Source organism: Metamycoplasma auris 15026, assembly GCF_000367765.1.
In the GTDB taxonomy this organism is placed as follows: domain Bacteria; phylum Bacillota_I; class Bacilli_A; order Mycoplasmatales; family Metamycoplasmataceae; genus Metamycoplasma; species Metamycoplasma auris_A.
The window spans coordinates 24,407-44,708 of the sequence record NZ_AORI01000011.1 but is presented as its reverse complement, the minus strand read 5'-3'; the positions used below and the strand labels follow the sequence as shown (position 1 = coordinate 44,708).

Below are 20,302 nucleotides of genomic sequence, written 5' to 3'. Positions count from 1 at the left end.
CTTTTTTTATCCTAACCTAAATATAAATATTCAAAAATCAATGCTTCTAATATCTTTTATTTATTACTAATTTTAATACAGATTTTAGAATGTAACAGCTTTTAAATAAGGCTAAAAATAAATAACAAAAACTCCAAGATTCCTTTATCTTAGAGTTTTTAAAAAGTTTAATTAACTATTCAAAATATACAAGTGTTTGTTTGCCATTTTCTTCTTTTTTAAATTGTCAATTAGATGCTAAATATGAAATAACTGTTTCATATGTTGTATCTAGTTGATGATAGAACTTAGCTCCGAAATATTCATCAAATCATTGAGGTGTATCTAAGTCACTGTGTCAAATATTTCCAGTAACTGCAAAATCAGCTTTTTTATATTTGCTTTCATCAAATTTGTAAGTTTTTAGTGTTCCATCGCCAATGATTGTTTCAACTAATGGAGTTGGTTCATACATTTCATTGCCATCTTTATCTTTTTTGCCTGTTTTTCTTAGTCAAGCATTTGGATTAGTTGTCATTGAATATCCATCATATTCACCAGTACTTGGTGCATAAATTGAATAATTGGTTGCTTCAATGTTAGCAATTGGCATTTTAGCTTTTAAATAATAAGGAGCATGGTCTGAAAAATCACCAGTTTCTCCAGGTTTAAAGCCACCTGCTTCATACATTGGATGAATATTTAACTCTTGAGTTATATCATTTAGTTTTAAACTTCTTTGTCTTGAAATTGTATGAATTTGGTCACGTAAATGTTGTGAAACATTTGCATCTTTAACTTTTTGTGTAGCTCTTGAATCAGGGCTGTGTACATGTAAAACATCCCCTCCAGCTACTGTGTCCATGTTAATCATTCCTAAAGCATTTTTTTGTAGCTCAGTTTTCTTACCATCTCTTTCAGATAAAAATTGGTGTACAAATGCTTCAGAACCAAAGAAACCAAGTTCTTCAGCGTCAGCAAAGACAATGTGCAATCTCACACCTAATTTTTCTCGATTTTTTGGATCGGAAAAATGTTTTAGAATTCTTAAGTTAACTGAGACTGAAGTAGCATTATCAGATGCTCCTCATGAAACTGCTTTTGGTCCAACATTATTCATAGAATCATAATGCGAAACAATGAAAAAGTCTTTTATATTTTCTTTATTTTGCCCAGTAGGATTAATTGTTACAATAACATTGTTTCCTACGTTGTTAAATTCAGGCGCAACTCTATTATCTCATGGTGTTCTTGTAAATAAAAAACCATGAGTAACAAATCCATCTTCTTTTAGTTTAGCTTCAATATCTTTTACAACTTTATTTTCGTTTTTAAATACTGTTACAGGAATGTGTTTTTTTGTATCACTGCTATCTGTTACAAACTCAGTACCATTTTTAGCAGTAGCTTCTCCCATTTTGATTTTTTTACCATCTACTTCTTTTTCAACTTCTTTTACTTCATTTTGTGTTGGATATTCAATTTCATTTGGATTATTATTTTTATATCCCATTTGTTTAATTTTGCTAATTAAAAGCTGGTATGCTCTGTAATTTCCGAAGTTGAAACTGCTATCTTTTGCTAGATCAATTATTGGATTTTTTTCATCATATGGGTGTAATATCTTATTTTCAAAAAGTTTGCTTGTTAGCTTTTGGGTGCTATTTAATTTAAAGCCTTTTTTAATTCCTGAGTCACTTATATCTAAAATACTTTTATCAAAGTTAAAAACATTACCTGCAATCCGACCTCTTGTGGAGTATATAAAGTCTTGAAATATTTTATATGCTTCCATATTTTTTATTTTTTCATCAATTTTTTCTACTTTGAAGTCGTTTTTATCTTTATTTGAGCTATTATTATTTGAATCCTTGTTGCTATTATCACATTTTGCTGCAATTAGTGGCATTATACTTATAGAAGCTAATGATGTTATGCTTAAAAGAATCTTATTTGCCTTTTTCATACGTTTTTTTATTTTCCTTAGTTTATAAATTTGGTTTAGTTTCAAAATGTTGCATTATTTCTTTAATGTTTTTTATTTTTTATTCCAAACTCGTAACAATTTCTTAGATAAATCAATTAAATTGATAATTTCAAATTTAATTACAATATTTAGTATCGTTACATTTACCATAATACTCTCTTTTATTGCTTTTTTAGCATTATTGGAACTATTGGACACTATTATCCAATGAATTGGATAGAAAGATAGGAATTTGTCATAAAAAAGACTAATTTATTGATTCTTTAATTAAAGACTTTTTCTTAAGCTTTTTTAAAATAAAAAAGTTAGAAAAATAGCATAAGCGCCCTTCTTTAGTTGCTTATGCTATTTTTAATGTAATTTAATCAAATATAAGACTTATTAGATTAGATTTTAATTGCTTCAATCTATTTCAATATAATCATATTTTTTTTCTTTTGATTTTCTTTCTAAAACTCGAAAGTAAACTTTATCATCTAAAACATATTTGGAATTATTTCTTAGAGTATGCCCAATTTTTTCTTCAAGTCAAGCCGAAAGTGTTTGATTTTTTTCTTTTTCACTTAATTCATATTCTAAATAGTCATCTAAATCAAGTTGTTTTCAAAGGTTTTTCATGCGCACAATCCCTTTAGCTTCACAACTTTCTAAACTAATTTCATAAATTAATTCATCAGTGTCATACTCATCATAAATTTCCCCGACAACTTCTTCAAGAATATCTTCAATTGTAATTATGCCGATTGGTTTATCACTGTTATTACTTTCTGTAACAAAGGCCATTTGAGCTCTTGATTTCCGCATTTTTTCTAATGCAACTGAAAGAATGGAGTTAGTTGAAATTTTGGGAACTGTTTTAATGTAGTTCATAATATTTCCTCTTGTTAAAGAAAAAATATCTTTTAAAAGCAAAATCCCAATTAATTCGCCATCTTTTTCGACAGGAATTCTTGAATAATTTGTTTCTTTAAACATCTTAAGAGCTTCTTGCATTGAGGATTTGTAGTTAATATAATCAACATTTTTTAGTTTAATATAATGTTGGGCTACCTTAATGGAATCAAGGTTTAAAACATTTTGTGCCATTGCTGATTCATTAATTTCAAGCACACCTTCGTCTTGGGCTATATTCAAAAGATTTTTTACTTCTTCTTCTGTATTAGTGATATAGATTTTTTTGCCAATTTTTGAAATTGGATAAGTAAAAGGAATAAAAACTCAATAAAGCATCTCAATAAATCAATAAAATGATTTGACTGTTTGTTCAGGTTTTGATTTAGCTATCAATTTCGGAACAATCTCAGCAAATAAAACAATGATTGGCGTCATTACCACTGTTGAAATAATTGAGGCAAGACCTGCTTTACTAGCGCCAAAAGCTTGGGTTAGGATATAAACAAGCAGCGCTGAAGAAGCTATGTTAACTAAGTTATTAGCAATTAGAATTGTGCCAACAGTTCGATTGAAAAAACGGTGTTGTTTTTCAATGATTTTTGCACATTTGACTTTCTTTTCAAGCATTGTTTCAATTTTAGCTTTAGAAAGGGAAGTGTATGCTGTTTCACAGGCTGAAAAAATAGCCGAACAAACAAGTAAAAGAAGCATTAAAATACTTAAAAGTGTGTACTGCCACCAGGCGAGGTCGCTCATTAAATTATCTCCATAAAAAAATTAAAATTTTGATATATAAATATTAGCAAAAAAAATTCATGTTTAATTAAATAACTTCTTTATAATGTATATTATGTTTAAATTCGAAGATGTGAAACTAGTTGAATTACCAGAAAAAATTTTAAGAGAAAAATCAAAAGATATTGAAATCCCTTTAAGTGATGAAAATATTCAATTGATTGAAAAAATGATTTTTCATGTCAGCGATAGTCAAAAAAAAGACACAAAATTTCGTCCAGCTGTTGGAGTTGCTGCCATTCAATATGGAATTCCTAAAAATATTTTTTATATCCTTATTACTGATGAAAAAAATAATGTTATATTCAATGATGCTTTAATTAATCCAAAATTAATTGGACATTCTAACTACAAACTTGCTTTATCTGAAGGAGAAGGTTGTTTAAGTGTTAATGAAAACTGACAACACCAAGAAGGATATGTGCCAAGGTATTCTCGTGTAATAATGGAAGCATATTCATATTTTGAAAAAAAATATAAACGTTACGAAGTAAGTGGTTATCCAGCAATTGTTTTTCAACATGAATATGACCATTTGCAAGGGAAATTATTTATTGATAGAATTAATAAAAAAGATCCTTGAAAAAAAGATGATGATTTAAATCTTCTATAATAATTTCTTTTTTTAAATTACAAAAATAAAAATCAAGGAATTAGTTTTTTTCCTTGATTTTTTATTTAGGGTTTTTTAGAAAACTAAGTGGAATATCAAATTCAATTTCTTTGTTTTCATTGTTTTCTTTTGCTTCAATATAAAGGCCATATTGAATCTTTTTTTTGTTTATTTTTTTAGTTTCAGTTGCTAGTGTAATTACTTTTGCTTTGATTTTTAGACGTGTTTCTTCTTTTCAATTTTGGTTATTGAAATTTTTTAGCTCAATACTAGAAAAAACTAAAGGAGAAAAGAAATTCGAAGTTTCAATTGATGCATTGGAATAAAGACGCATTAATCCAAGCTCGTCACTGCTTTTACTAAATGGTTCACTAAAAAATCATGAAAGATCTAGTTTTTGATAAAACTCTTTTTGCTTAAGATTAGTATTGAAATTGGTTATATATTTTTCTAATGCATTTTTATAAACTGCAACTTTTTCTTTTGGATAATTTCCTTTGAGATCAATTGGAGTATAAAAACTGTATGCCATTTTCTTTTTTATTTCATTGATGATATTATTTTCATTCTTTTTTGTATTTGCTTTTTTTGTGTCATCAAGTTTTTCTAAATTATATTGTTCTGTATTTAATTCAGTTTTTATCGGAAAATTTCGAATAACAAAAGAAATTTCATTGCTGCCTTTTTCTTTAAAGACTAAATCAACATACAAAATATTTTTTGAGACTGTGTCAATAATGAAATTCTCAAATTCAACGTTTCATTGCTTATTTGGATCTTTTTGGCTTAAAGCTGCATAACTATCATTATTTTTGTCTCCAAAAATAAGATCTATATTGCTAGCATTTTTGTTACTTACAAGAATTTCAAGAAGACTTTCTGGAGTTTTGCCTTTAATTACTTGATTTGGATTAAGTGTAATTGAAATCGGATATTCTTTATTATTATTTGATACTGAAGAAAATGCGTATTTTTCAATCTTGTCATATCAATAAATTAAAGCATTTTTAGGTTTACTTAATTGAATGCCAATAGTTGCTCCTATTATTGTAGTTAAAGCAGCTGAAGTAAAAGTTCAAAAAAGAATTTTTCTAATTTTTTTATCTTTAACACTTTGTTTGGCAAATTCTTTGTGTTTTAATTGGTCTTCAATGCTAATATCATTATCAATTGAATCAATTCAATCAATTTCTTGTTTATTTCTTTTTTTCATTAACTTATCTTTCTAATTCAAACTTATTTTCTTAAATTTGATATTTTAAATGTATTGGTTTTATCATCTTCAAAATCGTCAATGACATCTGCAAAATCAATTTCAATTGTGTCGTTTAATTGATTTTTATTTGCAAATTGTTTACTAGAAGTATTATCATCTAAATCTTCTGGTTCTTCAAATTTGTTTTTATCAATTGTATTTTCATCAATATCAACTTCCATGAAATCCTCTTGAGCTTCAAAAGCAATTTCATCTTTTTTAAATTCATCATTAGTTGAATCAATTTCATCTAATTGATGCTTATTTAGCTGAAGTTGGTCAATTTGTTTTTCATGTTCATTGATTTCTTTAGCATGTTGGTGTAAATCAATTGTTTCTTCCATATAGAAATCATCAATTTCATTTTCAAGAATGTCTTTGTTTAGACTTAAGTCTTTTTTATCTTTGTTTTTTTCTTCTAGCATTGGATTATCCTTATTTAAGACAAAGTTTAATGTGATTTCTTGTTCATTGATTTCATTTTCTTCATTATTAGAATCATTAATTTCTTCTTGGAATTCTTCGTTTGTAGTTTCTTGATTTTCATTAAGTGTAGGAATTTCATTTTCCTTAGCAAGATCATTTATTTTTAGAACCTTATTTAATTCAATTTCTTCTTTAATTAAGTTTCTTACATAGTTAAAGATTTTGCTTTTAATTATTGGTCATTTAATTTCTTGGATAGTAATAATTGGATATTTTTTTGCTTCTAAAAAATTAATGCTATCTTTAAAAATTAAATAATCTCTGTAATTATTTCCGTAAGCAAAATTATCAAGAATAAAGCCTTGTACTAACTTATTACTAATTTTATTGATTAAAACAATATCAATAGTTTTTGTTCCTATTGAATAATTTGATTGAAATTCTAAATCATTTGTATTAAGCAATTCTTTAAGCTCACTTAGCACATCGATTTTGAATTTTAAATCAACTGGAATACTATGAATTTTAGTAGCTAAAAAATCGCTAACTTCATCAAGATAATTTTTTTGTTTAACTAAAGGTAAATCAAGAAATTCCAGCCATTCTTTAAACTTAATCATATCAATAGTTGATTTTTCAGAAATTTCAATATCATATGAATAAATTGATTTAACTACAAAGATTTTTTCTTTAGCTCTTGAAATAGCTACGTTTAAGGCATTTTTACCGCCCTTTCTTGCTACATATGTATTATAAAGAGCAGTGTTTTTGTCATAGACAACTGACATAATTACTAAGTCAGCTTCATCACCTTGGATATTTTCAATATTTTTTAAAACAATTTTTTCAGACATTAAAGCTTTTTCAAGTAGCGGTTCAGAGCCAAAAATTGAATTAACTAAATATTCTTGTTGTTTGATGTTGAATACTAGAATAATAATTTTTTCATATTTATCTAAATTAGCTTTGGCTAACTCAATAACTTTATTACCTTCAGCAGCATTTAGACTATTATCCCATTGTCCATCAACATTGAAAACTTCAATTGCTTTGGTTTTTGATAATGAAAGTTCATAATCATCAATAACATCTAATTTTGATTGATAAAAATGCTTGGAAGAAAAAGTCATTAGCGTTGCTTTTTTCGAACGGTAGTTTTTATCTAACAAAATTGAATAAACTCCTCTAGCTAATGCATAATCAAGAAGAGATTCAATACTTCCAAAATCATCTTCTTCATCAAAATTATAAGTAGCTGAAAATCATCTAGTAGGTTGCATTTGTTGGCTATCGCCAGCTAAAACTTTTCTTTTACCTAAATAAAGAATAGGGATCCCTTTTTCAATATACATCTGAGATGATTCATCCATTACAACATAATCAAATTCTTGTTTATTTCACATTGATAAATCAAGTTCCGGAGTAGTTATTATTACTGGGAAGAGTAATTTAATCATTTCTTTGTGTTTATGGAAAAATTTGTATGGTTTAAGATGCCCAGTTCTAATTGCCATAGCAAAAGAGGTGTATTGAGCTTTTTGAAGATTATCAAAATTTGACATTTTTTCAAATGTTTTTTCAAGTAACATTTTTACAAGTTTTTTATCATCATTTAAAAATAGTGTTTTGTTAATAAGAATTTTTTTATACTCTTGGCTAAATTTAATAATTTCATCATAAGTAACATAATTAATAAATTTAAGAGCTTCATTTATATTAATAGTTAGTAAATTTTCATTTCCTAATAAAATACTTGCAACCTCTTTAATATTTCTTGGAATAATTGAAAAAATATTTCATTTTTTATTGAAATTTTTTTCATACAAAGCATGTGTAATTGATTTTAAGTCAGAAAAATCGGCATCAATATCATAATCCACTGCAGAATCCAGAAGTTTTAGATCTTCATAGACTTGCAAGTTAAAATTTCCATTCATAATAGCTGAATAAAAATTAATGATGTTATCTAAATTCTTAGTTTGCTTAATTGAATTAATATTTTTTAGATATTCTTCATCTTCTTCACTAAAAATTTCAATTGGATTTTCATGATCGGAATTTTCATAGTTTTCAAGAATATTAATGAATTCTCTTAAGGGTTCATAGAAAGTTTCTTGTCTTAAGTTTTTATCATTAAGAGCAAATAAACAAAAGATTGATAATTTCTTTAAACGGTTTCTTAAAACATCAAGAGCAGCCTTTTTTTGACTAACAACTAAAGCACTAAAACCACGTGCAATGATATTTGTAATTAAGTTTGTTATTGTTTGTGATTTTCCAGTTCCAGGAGGACCTCAAATAATTGTATCTTGATATAATGATGAGACAGTAGCAACGTCTTGAGAGAAGTTTGTTTCTTGAATCTTAAAAAGTTTGAATTTGTTATCAAAAATAACTCTTCTTATTTTTTCTCTATAAATATTTTTATTGAAATTAGGATTTAAAATTTCATCAAATTCATTGTTATCAATGATTTTTTTCATTTGATTTCAAAGATATCCTGATGAAACATTATAAAAACCAATAACAATGCCAGGATGCAGTTGAATTGCTGTGTTATTAATGTTTTCAGCTTGCAGATTTTTAATACCTTTTTTTAGAGTGTCAGGCATTTTGTACATAGGCGCTCAGAAATCTTTTAGCTTTTCATAGATTTCTTCTATTGATAAATTATTTAAATCAAGAGAATCAATATTTAAAGAAAAACCTTCTTGGCTTAAATAAGTTGCTAATTTACTGTTTAATCTTACATCAGCATTTGATTGTAAATGAATCATGGAATTGTGTACTTCAATAACTACTTCTTTAAAAAAAAGTGGTGCATAAATTGTTTTATTTTCAGTCTTAATTGAAATATATAAAAATCCAATATGCAAAGGTCAGATATTGGTTTCAATATTCATATTTTGTGCTTTATTTAAAATTTTTTTTCATTTAACAATTGATTTTTGAAATTCAGTTTCTTGCTTGGCAATAATTGCATTTTTTGCTTTTTCAAAATTCGAACCTAAAAGCTTAAGATTTTGTTCATCAATATATTTGTTATAGTATTTAAAAATCGAAATGACTTCGGTTTTGTTTTTTGCTTCAGCCACTTTTTTTGCAACATCAAGACTAGAAATTTCAGTTAAAACACAATCAATATTAAAATTTTTATAGATTTGATCAAAGACATCTTCACCAAAACTTTTTAAAACATCAAAGTATTTTTCATTGTCAATTAGACTAAATAAAGATGAATCAAATGTATCAATATTCAATAAGTTTGCCATCAGAGTTTGATACTTATTACTGGATTGATTCATTATTTAACTCCATTAATTTTTTCTTCAAGAAATTTAGCAATATTACCAACTACTAGAGAAATACTTTTACTTTGAATTGCTAGCCCACTTATTCCGTCTAATTCTTTTAGTTTTTTTATATCTATCTTATTTCTATCATAAAAATCAATCTTAATTACTTTTTGTGTTGCAGAGGTGCTTTTTATATTTTCCATTCCTCCTAAATAAGCAATTAAATGATTGGTATCAAAAGCAATTTTTGTATCTTTTGATAGATAGTCTTTTGTTTTTGTTTGTCTATATTTTTTCTTTCAATAAATTAAAATAAAACCAAAAGTAACAATGATTAATAAAACATATAAGAATTTATTTTTGCTATTCATAAAATCAAACTCCAATGGCTAAATCTCGTCTATTTTACTTTTAAATTATATTTGTTTTAATGCCTAAATATACAAATTAAATACCTAAATTAAGATACTAGAAATATTCTTTAATATCATTTTTATTATTTATAAAAATATAATAAAATTTATAAAGAATTTAACTATATTGCTAAGAGCAATTTAAAGGATTACTTCATGGATAAAAAAAGAATCTTAAGTGGAATTACTGCAACTGGAAAATTAACGCTTGCTAACTATATTGGTGCCATTAAAAACATCGTTAATTTTCAAGATGAATACGAAAGCTATGTTTTTATTGCTGATTTGCATGCACTAACACTGCCAATTGACCCCAAACAATTAAATGAAAATAAAAAAAATATTTATGCCCTTTTTATAGCTTGTGGGATTGATATAAATAAAACAACATTATTTTTCCAATCAGACGTGATGGAACATGGGATGATGAATTGATTGATTGCTACAAATACAACAATTGGTGAGCTTTCAAGAATGACACAATTTAAAGATAAGTCCCAAAAAATAAGAACATCAAATGGCATGGAAACAATACCAACAGGGCTGCTTATGTATCCTACTTTAATGGCTGGTGACATTCTTTTATATGATGCAGATCTAATTCCTGTTGGAGCAGACCAAAAACAGCATGTTGAACTGACAAGAAATATCGCTCAAAGACTAAATAACAAATTTAAAACAGACTTTAAAATTCCACAACCATATATTCCTGAAGTTGGCGCAAGAATTATGTCCTTAAGTGATCCAACTAAAAAAATGTCAAAATCTGATTCTAATGAAAAAAGTGCAATCTATTTACTTGATGATCCTGAAATTGCTTACAAAAAAATCTTAAAAGCAGTAACCGATTCAGAAGGTAACATTTATTTATCTGATACAAAACCTGGAATTAAAAATCTTTTAAGTATTTATTCAGCCTTAAAAAATATTTCGCTATTGCAAGCAGAAAAATATTTCAAAGACAAAAACTATGGTGAATTAAAAACTGAAGTAGGAATATCCATCAAAGACTTATTAACACAAATTCAAAAGAAATATAATGAAGTAATTAATAAGGTTGATGAATATGCAAAAAATGGCGCAAAAAAAGCACAAATACTAGCAAATAAAAATTTAATGAAATTAATGAAAGCATTGGGTTTAAAAAATGAAAACAAATAATAATTTAAATCATTCAACTTCGCATCTTTTGGCAGCTGCAATTTTAAAATTATATCCAAATACCAAGTTAGCAATTGGGCCTGCTATTGAAGAAGGCTTTTATTATGACTTTGAATTTGAAAATCCAATTTTAGAATCAGATTTACCAAAAATTGAAAAATTAATGAAAAAACTTGCAGAACAAGGTTTTGAAACGAAAAAAGTCGGCAAAGAATTTTTTGATTTTAGCAACCAACCTTATAAAAAAGAATTGTATGATGAATTTGCATCGCAAAATAAAGAAATTACTTTCTTTCAATTTATTCATCCAAAAACAAATGAAATTCTTTTTACTGATCTATGTGCTGGTGGACATATTGAAAATACAAAAGAAATTAAACATTTTAAACTTCTTTCAACAGCAGGCGCTTATTGAAGAGGTAATTCTAGCAATAAGATGCTAACTAGAATATATGGTACTTCTTGAGAAACCAAAGAAGAATTAGAAGAGTATCTAAACATTCTGAAAGAAAGAAAAGAAAGAGACCATCGAAAAATTGGCAAAGATTTAAATTTATTTATGTTTAACCAACTTTCAGGTCAAGGTTTTCCTGCATGACTTGAAGATGGGATGAAAATTCATAATGCAATTAGAGACTATATTTTAAAATTAGATAAAAAATTCGGATTCAAAGAAGTTTTAACTCCTCATTTTGGCGAAAAAAAACTTTATGAAATAAGTGGACACTGAGCTCATTACCATGACACAATGTTTAATCCTATTAAGATGGATAATGAAATGTTAATTGCCCGTCCAATGACTTGTCCTCACCATATTATTCTATTTAATTCTACAAGACGTTCATATCGTGACTTACCAATCCGTTACTCTGAACAGTCAAGACTTTATCGTTATGAAAAATCCGGCGCGCTTTCAGGTCTTGAAAGAGTAAGGGCAATGGATTTAACTGAAGGACATGTTTTTGTTAGATCAGACCAAATTAAGGATGAATTTAAACATCTATACAAAATGATTTTAAAAGCACTAAGTGATTTTAAAATTGAAATTGATCATATTTCACTATCCCTAAGAGATATCAATGACAAAGAAAAATTCTTTGATGATGATAAAATGTGAAATAAAGCAGAAAATGATTTAAGACATGTGCTAGATGAGCTAAATATTGAATACAAGGAATTTATTGGTGAAGCTGCCTTCTATGGGCCAAAAGTGGATTTTCAAGTAAAAACTGCTTTAAATCGGATTATTACAATGTCAACACTACAACTTGATTTCTTACTTCCACAAAGATTTGATATGAAATTTGTTAATGACAAAGAAGAATTTGAACGTCCTATTTTAATTCATAGAGGACTTATTGGTACATATGAGCGTTTCATTGCCACTCTTCTAGAACAAACAAAAGGAATTCTTCCTTATTGATTAAGCCCAAAACAAGTGATGATTATGCCAATAAATGTTGAGTATAATCAATATTGCCAAGAATTATATGAAGAATTTCTTGATTTAGATATCAATGTTGAAATCGATTTGCGCAACGAAAGAATTAATAAAAAAATAAGAGATGCGCAAATAGCAAAAACTAAATTTATTGTAATTATTGGTAAAAATGAAATTGAAAACAATAAATTAGCAATAAGAGCATACAATTCAGCTGAAACACTAGAATATAGCAAAGAAGAATTTATAAATAAATTATTCCAACTTAAAAAAGAACTTAAATAAAATAAGACAGCCTCTTATTTTTCTTAAAAAAAAGGAAGCTGTCTTATTTTTATTAATCGAATTTCTATAGAAAACTAATTAGTTTGCTTGGAATTTTTTTAGTAGTAAATGATGGATGCGCATTAGTGTTGAAATCTTTTGCATAACTCACACGTTTAACATCTCATAAAGATAAATCTTGGTTGAATTCTTTGGCATTATTAAACATCCGATTCATATCTGTTACTCTTGATACATCCCAGTTGGAAATATTTTGGTTAAAGGAAGATGCATCTTTGAATAATTCACCCATATTTTGCACTCTTGCTGTTTTAAAGTGCGAGATATCTTGATTGAATGAAGAAGCCCCTGAAAACATTCTTCCCATATCCACTACTCTTGAAGTATCAAAGTTAGCTAGTGATTGATTAAAATTAGCTGCATCTTTAAACATATCAATCATATTTGTAACATTACTTGTATCTCATTGGTCTAGACCTTCAATATGTGTATTGATATTGCCTTTGAATGCACCTTTTAGATTAGTAATAAAACCAGGAAGTTTGGTTGGAACTTTTTTAACAGTTGCAGGAATTGGTTTGATTTGTCATTGACCATACTTATTTTTAAAGAAACCAATTTCTTTTAGTTCAGTTTTATCATTTTTATCATAGATTTCATCTTGATCATTTTTTGGTTCAGGTTTAATTTTGTAATCTAGTTCAAGTTTATCTTTATAATCATTAGAAACTGGAAGAATAATAATTTTATTATCAGTAATTTCAACCATAAAATCATTTTCAAAATCTAAATTATTAAGCTCTGGATTTTTTTGCTTAATTAGTTCAATGATTTTTTGTTTGTCTGGTTTTAAATCAAATTCATAATTATTAATTTCTTTAGTGTTAATTAAATCACTTAGTTTCTTTCTTAGTTTGAATTTATAGCCAGTAATTTGACCATTATAAAAGTTAGAATCTTCCTTAGCTTTAATTGTGACAGTGTTATTTGAAATAACAATATCAAAATGCTCATTAAATTCAATATCTTTTAAACTTTCTTTGTTTAGTTGAATAATTCTTGCAATGATTTCTTTTTCATCTAATTCATCAAGTAAACCTAAGTTTTTATTTTTGGAATTAAAAATTTGGTCGCTATTAATTTTTTTAAATTTTAGCTCAACTTTTCCTTTGTATTTATCTTGATTTTCTTTTGCACTAACTATTAAACTATTAGTTTTTTTATGAAACTCAATGTCAATATCATTAAGTGTTAAATTAATTAATTTCTTATAGAAATTTTGTTTGTTAATTTTGTTATTAATTTGTTTAATAATATTATTTTTGTCTTCCGTATATAAAAAAGGAAGTATTCTTGAATTTTTGTTGATTGCTTCTTCAAGATTGATTAGAGTTTTTTTATTTTTGTCAATTTTTCTTACAATTCTTTTTTTGTTTTTAGCAAAACCAACGGCTGCGGCTGCAATTAAAGTTCCTCCATACAATAAGCCCGCAATACCCATTAGGTATCTTCTTTTTTTGTTTTGTTTTTTTTCTTCTTTTTGCTTATTATTTGTAATTTTAGTATTAGTCTTCTTTTTTGTCATATACTTATTTTTTACAACAATTTTTAAGAAATTTCACATTTTTATTAAAAAGATTTAATTAAATGTTTAGAAGTTTCAATAAGTTTCAATCTTAATGGACTTTAATTTTTATGATTTATTATTTTTCTTCTTAATTTAAGAGATTTTTTGAAAAACCAACTTAAATTTTTTAGTAATCTAATTGATAATTTTAGTTATTTTTTAGTTATTTAAAATTGCAAATAAAAGCATTACCCTAAGAATTAAAAAATAAAATCCCAATTGCTTTTTTTATTGCTTAAGACTAATAAAAAAATGTCGTATTTTTGAATACAACATTTCTTTTTCTTATGTTAAATTAGATTTTGTTAGTAATACGTAGCACAATTAAAACGATGTTTGTAATTGTTAATAGTAATAACAATGTAAAGAATACTCAGAATACACGATTTTCTCTTTTAGTTGGTGTGTTTGTTGGAGTCATAACCACTTCAACTTCTTTCTTTTCTTCTCCGTTGCAACATTTACAATTTTTGCAGCAGCTGCATTTGTCTTCGCATTCCATCTTGCATTCTTCATTGCATTCTTCCATTGAACAAGTTTCTTCCATTTTTACTTCTTCCATAGCAGCTTTCTTAGATGCTTTTGGAGCTGGCTTGTCAACTAGATTTTCTTTTTCAATGTATTTGATTGCTTCTTCGTTTTTTACGCTTTGAACTTTAATTCGATCTACGATAACATAAGCTTTTTCAACGTTAACGCTTCCCCGGTATGCTCCGTCTTGATGGAATCAAACACGTGTAGGATTTTCTGAAGCTTCCCCTATACGAATGTATTCTAATAATGCTTCATTAAAATCACTAAATGTACCAGATATTTTTTCGTTTGCTTTTTTAAAATTAAAAGATACTTTACCATTTTCGTCAGGAACTGTTTCTGAGATATAGTATCTTTCTAATGTACTTTTTGCCATCTTTTCTCCCACTTTTTTATCTTTTTAAAATATATTATTGAAAGATATATTCCAAGATTTATTTAAACTATACACTTATATTTTAAAACAAAAAATCAATAAAAAAAATTAATGACAACAAATTGTCATCAATTATTGAAAATATCTTAATTTCTTTACTTTTTTACTCGTTTATTGTTCAATAATTCAATAATTTTATTGATATTATCAGCAGTTACTATTGATTGTAATTTTGATTTTATTTCATACATTAAACTCGATAAATCATTGATATTTGTATGCAATAAATATTCAGGAAATTCAGTTAATTGAACCTCAGGAATTGAATGAAAAACTAAGATTCCAATAACAGGAAGATTGTTAGGTAAAAAAGGAATTAACTCCTTTATATTAGTTCTTAAGTCTCAAAACAAATTATTGGTGTAATAATCAACATTTTCTTTATGCAAAATTCATTGACGTTGGTTAAAATTACCTTCTATTTTATCACCTTCATCATTGATTTCTTTTAGAACAAATAAGCCATAACTATTGATTAAGATTTTCCCAGAACTAAAAGTCAGATTGCTATCTTTTTTAAAAATAGCATCATTAATTACTTGATTTTCAGGAATCATTCTTTTTATAATTTGCAGCTCTTCTTCAAATTTAGTTTTTTCATCTTTAACTTCAGATGCAGATTCATTTTTTTTGTTTCTTTTTCTTTTGAAAAATAAAACAATAAAAATTGCATCAATTACAAGCATTATAAAAAGAAAAGTATATACGATTACTAAAATGGCAATTAGTTGCTTATCCATAAAAAAACTCATTCCTTTTTAAAAAATTTTAGTTAAAAATATGGTTTTTTAATTTATTTTTTAAAATCTTATAATTTGGAATAAATTTAGCTACCAAGGCTCAAAATTTTGCTGAATGATTTTGGTGAACTATGTGGCTTATTTCATGATATGCAACATATCTAATAATTTCCATATCAAAATAAATTAAATCTGCGCTTAAGTTAATTTTGTTTTTTTGAATTACAATGGAAGCTCAAGATGTCTTTTTTTGGTATATAGCATATTCAAAGTCAATTTTTTTCTTAAAAATTGCTTTGGATGCTTCTTGTGCTAAGAAATCAAATTTAATTAATAGCTCTTTTTTTAATTCCTTTTTTATTATTTCTTTTGCATCTAGATTTTTATTTTTGTTTTTAAATTTAATTTCTTTAATTATTTTGTTATTCAAATCTTTAATAACAATTAAGTTATTTGCAACTTCATATTTGCATAGTTTCCCAAAATAATAAAATTGTTGAGTAGTTGCATCAATATCAAGAACATTTTTCTTCGTTGATTTTAGCTTTTCTAAAATCTTAAAGATAGCTTCATCTAAAAAAGTTTCAAATTTTGGTTTGCTTAAATTTACAATATTTCCGCGTACGACAAAAAAACCATCTTCATAAGTTAAATAAACATGTTTGGCATTTGTATAAAAAAATTTAATTTCATACATAGTATTTTTTATTTGTTTTTGCATTATTCAATCTGGTTTTTTCATATAAGAATATTTTATTAAAATTAGGTTTATTAAACATATAAATTGAGACTATTTTTTAGATTTTAATTATCATTAAAAAGTATGTTTTTAGTCTTGCAAAACTAAAAATGAAACTAAATATAAAAAAAATATTTTTTTTATGTAAAATTATGGATGCTAATTAATTTTTTAGCAAGAAGAGGCAAAAAAATGGCAAATATTAAATCAAAACAAAAAGCAATATTATCTAATCAAAAAGCAAACGCTCGTAATTCTGCAATTAAATCAACCGTTAAAACAGCAATCAAGAAAGCTAAATTAGCAGCTGAATCTAAAAGTGATAAAACTGCACAATTAGTAGCAAAAGCACACCACGAAATTGATAAAGCTGTTTCAAAAGGTGTTTTACACCAAAACAATGGTGCCAGAAAAGCTAGCCGTTTAGATGCATTTATTGCTAAAACAAATAATTAATCTAAAATATTCAAACACTTAATAAAAAATAAAATATGCCACTCATTTAGTTTAGGCATATTTTTTATTTTCATATTTATTAACCTTAATTCTTTTTTCTTTTTTAATCAAAAAGCAAATAACAAATTCACCCTTAATAACTTCATTTTGCAGCAAGCTTTTTATTTCATTTGGGCTGCCACTTCAATCTTTTTCATGAATTTTAGTTAATTCCTTGCATAAATAAATAAAGACTTGCTGAGAAAAAACTACTTCGAAATCATCAATTGTAGCTAGTAGTTTATGTGGTGAAACATAAGCGACATAAACACCTTCATTTAGTTTTTTAAGTTGGTTAATTCTTTCACCGCTTTTATCTTTTAAAAAACCTAAGAAACTAAAAGTTGAACCTAAATTAGATTTAATAAAAGCACTAACAAAAGCACTAACTCCTCCAATTACATCAATAAAAATTCCATTCTTCTTAGCTTCTTCTACTAAATTAAAACCAGGATCAGAGATGCAAGGCATTCCAGCATCAGAAATTAAACTGACTTTTTTTCCTTCAAGAATATAAGAAATCATTTTTTTTGCCAAATTTTTTTCATTAAATTTATGATATGAAATTAAATGCTTATTTGTAATATTAAAATGATTTAGAAGTTTTTTGCTTACTTTAATATCTTCACAAAGAATAATATCTGATTCATTAAGAATACGTAGCGCTCTTAAACTTATATCTTCCAAATTACCAATTGGAGTGCCAACTACATATAATTTATATTCCATAAAAATCCTCTAATTTAAGTAATAATTTTGCTTTTTGGAGATTGAAATTCGCTGCATTTTCTAAAGCGTTTTTTATTTCTTTAAAAAGATTAATGATTTTATAAATTGGAATATAATCAAACATTTCTTTTTTTAAATTAAATTCTTTTAATCACAAAGAATCATTAATATCTTTTTTTAATTTATAAATTAAACTAAAACAAAAGATAGAAAAATTAAGAAATACTTCTTTATTTTCAGATAAAAAATCACTAATAATCAATCTTAGAAGATTATAAGGTTTAAGATGGGATTCAAATATGGCTTTTTTTAGCTTTTCTAGAAGCACTATTAATTCTTCATCGTAATCTTGGTTGATGAAACTAAAAAAAGTCTCATAGAAGTTATTATTTGTTTCTAAAAGCAAAGTTTCTTTTTGGTTTGGAATTTCAATGATCAAAGCTCTTGATTTAATTGTATTAATAACTTGGGATATGAAATTACAACTTGAAAGAATAATAGTATTATGAGGGGGATTTTCAAGAAATTTAAGAAGGCTATTTAAAGATTGCTGTGTGCCATTTTCAATGTTATTAATAATTAAAATCTTTTTTTTGTTGGGCACAAAAATCGAAGTTTCAGTCGTATTTTTCATAGCTTCAAGAACTTCTTGTTTCAAAATTGTTTGGTTTTTTCCATCAATAAAAAAATAAAGTTCGCCAAAATTAATCTCACTTATTTGCTTAAAGTTTTCATTATTAACTTGGTTAATAAAATATAAAAAATACTCATCAAAATTTTTTTCTTCTTTTGATGAAAGTAAATAGAATTGCCCTAATTTATTAGCCTTAATTGAATTATTAATAATTTTTTGAAAAATAAAATGCATTTTTTTAAAGAATTTTTTCTTCTTCTAGAATATTTAGTACTTTATTAAATAATTCAATGATTGAGCAGCTGGCATCAATGACTTTGTATTTATCCTTATTCTTTTTTATAATTTGTTTATATGCATCTCTTAGCTTTGTATAGTAGGATACATCAGAGCTTTCAAGGCGATCCATATTATCACGCATCTTTGTAATTCTTTCAATGGATATAGAAGGTTCTAAATCAAAAAAGATAATCAAATCTGGTTCAGTGTAGTTTGTTGCAATTTGGTTGATTTTTAAAACATTTTCAAGTCCAACATTGCCTAAAATTCCTTGATATACATAGGAAGAAGTGGTATATCTATCTGTAATAACATTTTTACCAGCTTCAAGTGCTGGTCAAATACCTTTTTCAAGATTAAGTCTTCTTGAAGTTGCAAAAAGAAGGGCATCTACCATTTGGGAAAAAGAATTTTCATTATCTAAAATAAGCTGTCTAATTTTTTCAGCTTCTTTTGAAAAAGCTGATCCAGGTTCTCTTGTAAAAACAAAATTATCAATGATATTTCTTCTTATTAATTCATTTTTTAACATTTGAATAATTGTTGTTTTCCCTGAGCCATCCATCCCTTCGATGGCAATAAATTTTCCATTTTTTTTCATAATTCTTTTATCCTTTTTTTGCCTTTTTTTAGATTCTTTTTTTGTTAAGAATTGATTGTCTTAAAGAAATTGGGTCAATTGCTTCAATTGTCATTCCAAAAGGAATTCCTATAGAAGGTTGGTAGACTTGTTTATTTGGATACAAATCAGTAATAGCTTTTTTTAGATATTGCATTGTAATTTGCCCATTTAAATCTGTATTTAAGCAAAGAATAACTTCATCAAATTTTTTAATGATATCAAGTAGTAAATCAAGCTTAGTTGAAGTTTCTTGCGAAATTTTTTTTAGATTGATATTTTCATTGAAAATAAAATATTTGCCTTTTTCAATATCCAATGCTTCAATCTTTTCTATATCTTGATTTTCAAAGACAACAAATAGTTTACTTGCTCTTTTTTTATCTAAGCAAATATCACAAATTTCGTTATTTGAATAAGCTAAGCATTGTTTGCATTTTTTTGTTTGTGATTGAATTTTAAGCAAATTTTCAAATAAATCATTAGTGAAATTAACATTACTTTCTAAGAAAAAATTAAGAATTCTATTTGCTTGTTTGTTAGAAATTCCAGGAATTTTTTTTAGCGATTCAATGATTTTATTAGTCAGTTCTTTATTCATTAAAATGGCATTCCACTATTTGTATATTTAGCACTAATTTCTTCGTAAGCTGCATCAATTGTATCGATTGCTTCATTGACAGCTAGCATCACTAAGTCTTGAATTAATTCAGGATCTTCTGGATCTATTAAAGCTGGATTAATTTCAACGCTTTTTATTTTTCTAGTACCTAGCATTGTGACTTTAATTCCTTGTTTTTCAATGACAAATTCTTTCTTTGCAATAATTTGCTCTTCTTTTTCCATTTCATTTTGGATTCTTTTGGCATTCTTTAACATTTCATTTATATTCATTTTAATAGGCTCCATATTCTAATAATTTATT

Annotated in this window: 18 protein-coding genes; 4 read left to right on the top strand and 14 right to left on the bottom strand. The window is 26.1% G+C overall.

Annotated elements, in window-relative coordinates; translation table 4 throughout:
- Positions 1-175 precede the first annotated feature (175 nt).
- Positions 176-1,945: a M28 family peptidase gene (locus MAU_RS02065; RefSeq protein ID WP_004424725.1), complete on the bottom strand. Its 1,770-nt coding sequence runs from the start codon at positions 1,943-1,945 to the stop codon at positions 176-178.
- 414 nt (positions 1,946-2,359) lie between these two features.
- Complete coding sequence (locus MAU_RS02060; protein ID WP_004424724.1) at positions 2,360-3,616, bottom strand: hemolysin family protein; 1,257 nt, start codon at positions 3,614-3,616, stop codon at positions 2,360-2,362.
- A 94-nt stretch (positions 3,617-3,710) separates the two neighbouring features.
- Here MAU_RS02060 and def point away from each other — a divergent pair, with 94 nt between their 5' ends.
- Positions 3,711-4,268: a peptide deformylase gene (gene def, locus MAU_RS02055; RefSeq protein WP_004424721.1), complete on the top strand. Its 558-nt coding sequence runs from the start codon at positions 3,711-3,713 to the stop codon at positions 4,266-4,268.
- Between the two features lie 61 nt (positions 4,269-4,329).
- Here def and MAU_RS02050 read toward each other — a convergent pair whose 3' ends face one another.
- Genes MAU_RS02050 through MAU_RS02040 form a run of 3 tightly spaced genes read right to left on the bottom strand, consistent with a single transcriptional unit; the run spans position 4,330 to position 9,616 of the window.
- Positions 4,330-5,481 carry a hypothetical protein gene (locus MAU_RS02050; protein ID WP_004424718.1) on the bottom strand — a complete coding sequence of 384 codons (1,152 nt, stop codon included), beginning with the start codon at positions 5,479-5,481 and terminating at the stop codon, positions 4,330-4,332.
- Between the two features lie 23 nt (positions 5,482-5,504).
- A complete protein-coding gene (locus tag MAU_RS02045) occupies positions 5,505-9,254 on the bottom strand; it encodes an AAA domain-containing protein (RefSeq protein WP_004424715.1) in 3,750 nt (1,249 codons plus the stop codon).
- Positions 9,254-9,616 (bottom strand): hypothetical protein, encoded by a 363-nt coding sequence (locus tag MAU_RS02040; RefSeq protein ID WP_004424712.1) that lies wholly within the window; start codon positions 9,614-9,616, stop codon positions 9,254-9,256. The genes MAU_RS02045 and MAU_RS02040 overlap by 1 nt, the downstream gene beginning before the upstream one ends.
- A gap of 198 nt (positions 9,617-9,814) precedes the next feature.
- Between MAU_RS02040 and trpS the strand changes: the two genes are divergently transcribed.
- Both trpS and thrS read left to right on the top strand, forming a co-directional pair.
- Positions 9,815-10,819: a tryptophan--tRNA ligase gene (gene trpS / locus MAU_RS02035; protein ID WP_004424709.1), complete on the top strand. Its 1,005-nt coding sequence runs from the start codon at positions 9,815-9,817 to the stop codon at positions 10,817-10,819.
- Positions 10,806-12,545, top strand: a complete 1,740-nt coding sequence (gene thrS, locus MAU_RS02030; protein ID WP_004424706.1) for a threonine--tRNA ligase — start codon at positions 10,806-10,808, stop codon at positions 12,543-12,545. The genes trpS and thrS overlap by 14 nt, the downstream gene beginning before the upstream one ends.
- A 64-nt stretch (positions 12,546-12,609) precedes the next feature.
- Here thrS and MAU_RS02025 read toward each other — a convergent pair whose 3' ends face one another.
- From MAU_RS02025 to MAU_RS02010, 4 genes are all read right to left on the bottom strand, one after another.
- A complete protein-coding gene (locus MAU_RS02025) occupies positions 12,610-14,130 on the bottom strand; it encodes a BspA family leucine-rich repeat surface protein (protein WP_004424703.1) in 1,521 nt (506 codons plus the stop codon).
- Between the two features lie 337 nt (positions 14,131-14,467).
- Positions 14,468-15,082: a hypothetical protein gene (locus MAU_RS02020; RefSeq protein ID WP_040543942.1), complete on the bottom strand. Its 615-nt coding sequence runs from the start codon at positions 15,080-15,082 to the stop codon at positions 14,468-14,470.
- A gap of 155 nt (positions 15,083-15,237) precedes the next feature.
- Positions 15,238-15,882, bottom strand: a complete 645-nt coding sequence (locus MAU_RS02015; RefSeq protein WP_004424694.1) for a hypothetical protein — start codon at positions 15,880-15,882, stop codon at positions 15,238-15,240.
- Positions 15,883-15,910: 28 nt separating this feature from the next.
- Positions 15,911-16,624 carry a M48 family metallopeptidase gene (locus tag MAU_RS02010; protein ID WP_004424691.1) on the bottom strand — a complete coding sequence of 238 codons (714 nt, stop codon included), beginning with the start codon at positions 16,622-16,624 and terminating at the stop codon, positions 15,911-15,913.
- A gap of 189 nt (positions 16,625-16,813) precedes the next feature.
- On the opposite strand from MAU_RS02010, the gene rpsT reads away from it, so the two are divergent.
- Positions 16,814-17,077 carry a 30S ribosomal protein S20 gene (rpsT, locus tag MAU_RS02005; protein ID WP_004424687.1) on the top strand — a complete coding sequence of 88 codons (264 nt, stop codon included), beginning with the start codon at positions 16,814-16,816 and terminating at the stop codon, positions 17,075-17,077.
- 51 nt (positions 17,078-17,128) lie between these two features.
- Here rpsT and rsmI read toward each other — a convergent pair whose 3' ends face one another.
- Genes rsmI through MAU_RS01980 form a run of 5 tightly spaced genes read right to left on the bottom strand, consistent with a single transcriptional unit; the run spans position 17,129 to position 20,271 of the window.
- Positions 17,129-17,845, bottom strand: coding sequence for a 16S rRNA (cytidine(1402)-2'-O)-methyltransferase (rsmI, locus tag MAU_RS02000; protein WP_004424686.1), 717 nt, complete (start codon positions 17,843-17,845; stop codon positions 17,129-17,131).
- The gene (locus tag MAU_RS01995; RefSeq protein ID WP_004424683.1) at positions 17,835-18,713 is read right to left on the bottom strand and encodes a DNA polymerase III subunit; all 879 of its coding nucleotides are present in this window, start codon (positions 18,711-18,713) and stop codon (positions 17,835-17,837) included. The genes rsmI and MAU_RS01995 overlap by 11 nt, the downstream gene beginning before the upstream one ends.
- Before the next feature lie 4 nt (positions 18,714-18,717).
- On the bottom strand, positions 18,718-19,359 hold the full coding sequence (gene tmk / locus MAU_RS01990) for a dTMP kinase (protein WP_004424681.1): 642 nt from the start codon (positions 19,357-19,359) through the stop codon (positions 18,718-18,720).
- Positions 19,360-19,387: 28 nt separating this feature from the next.
- On the bottom strand, positions 19,388-19,978 hold the full coding sequence (locus MAU_RS01985; protein ID WP_004424679.1) for a toprim domain-containing protein: 591 nt from the start codon (positions 19,976-19,978) through the stop codon (positions 19,388-19,390).
- Complete coding sequence (locus MAU_RS01980; RefSeq protein WP_004424677.1) at positions 19,978-20,271, bottom strand: YbaB/EbfC family nucleoid-associated protein; 294 nt, start codon at positions 20,269-20,271, stop codon at positions 19,978-19,980. Before MAU_RS01980 ends, MAU_RS01985 begins: the two co-directional genes overlap by 1 nt.
- Positions 20,272-20,302 lie beyond the last annotated feature (31 nt).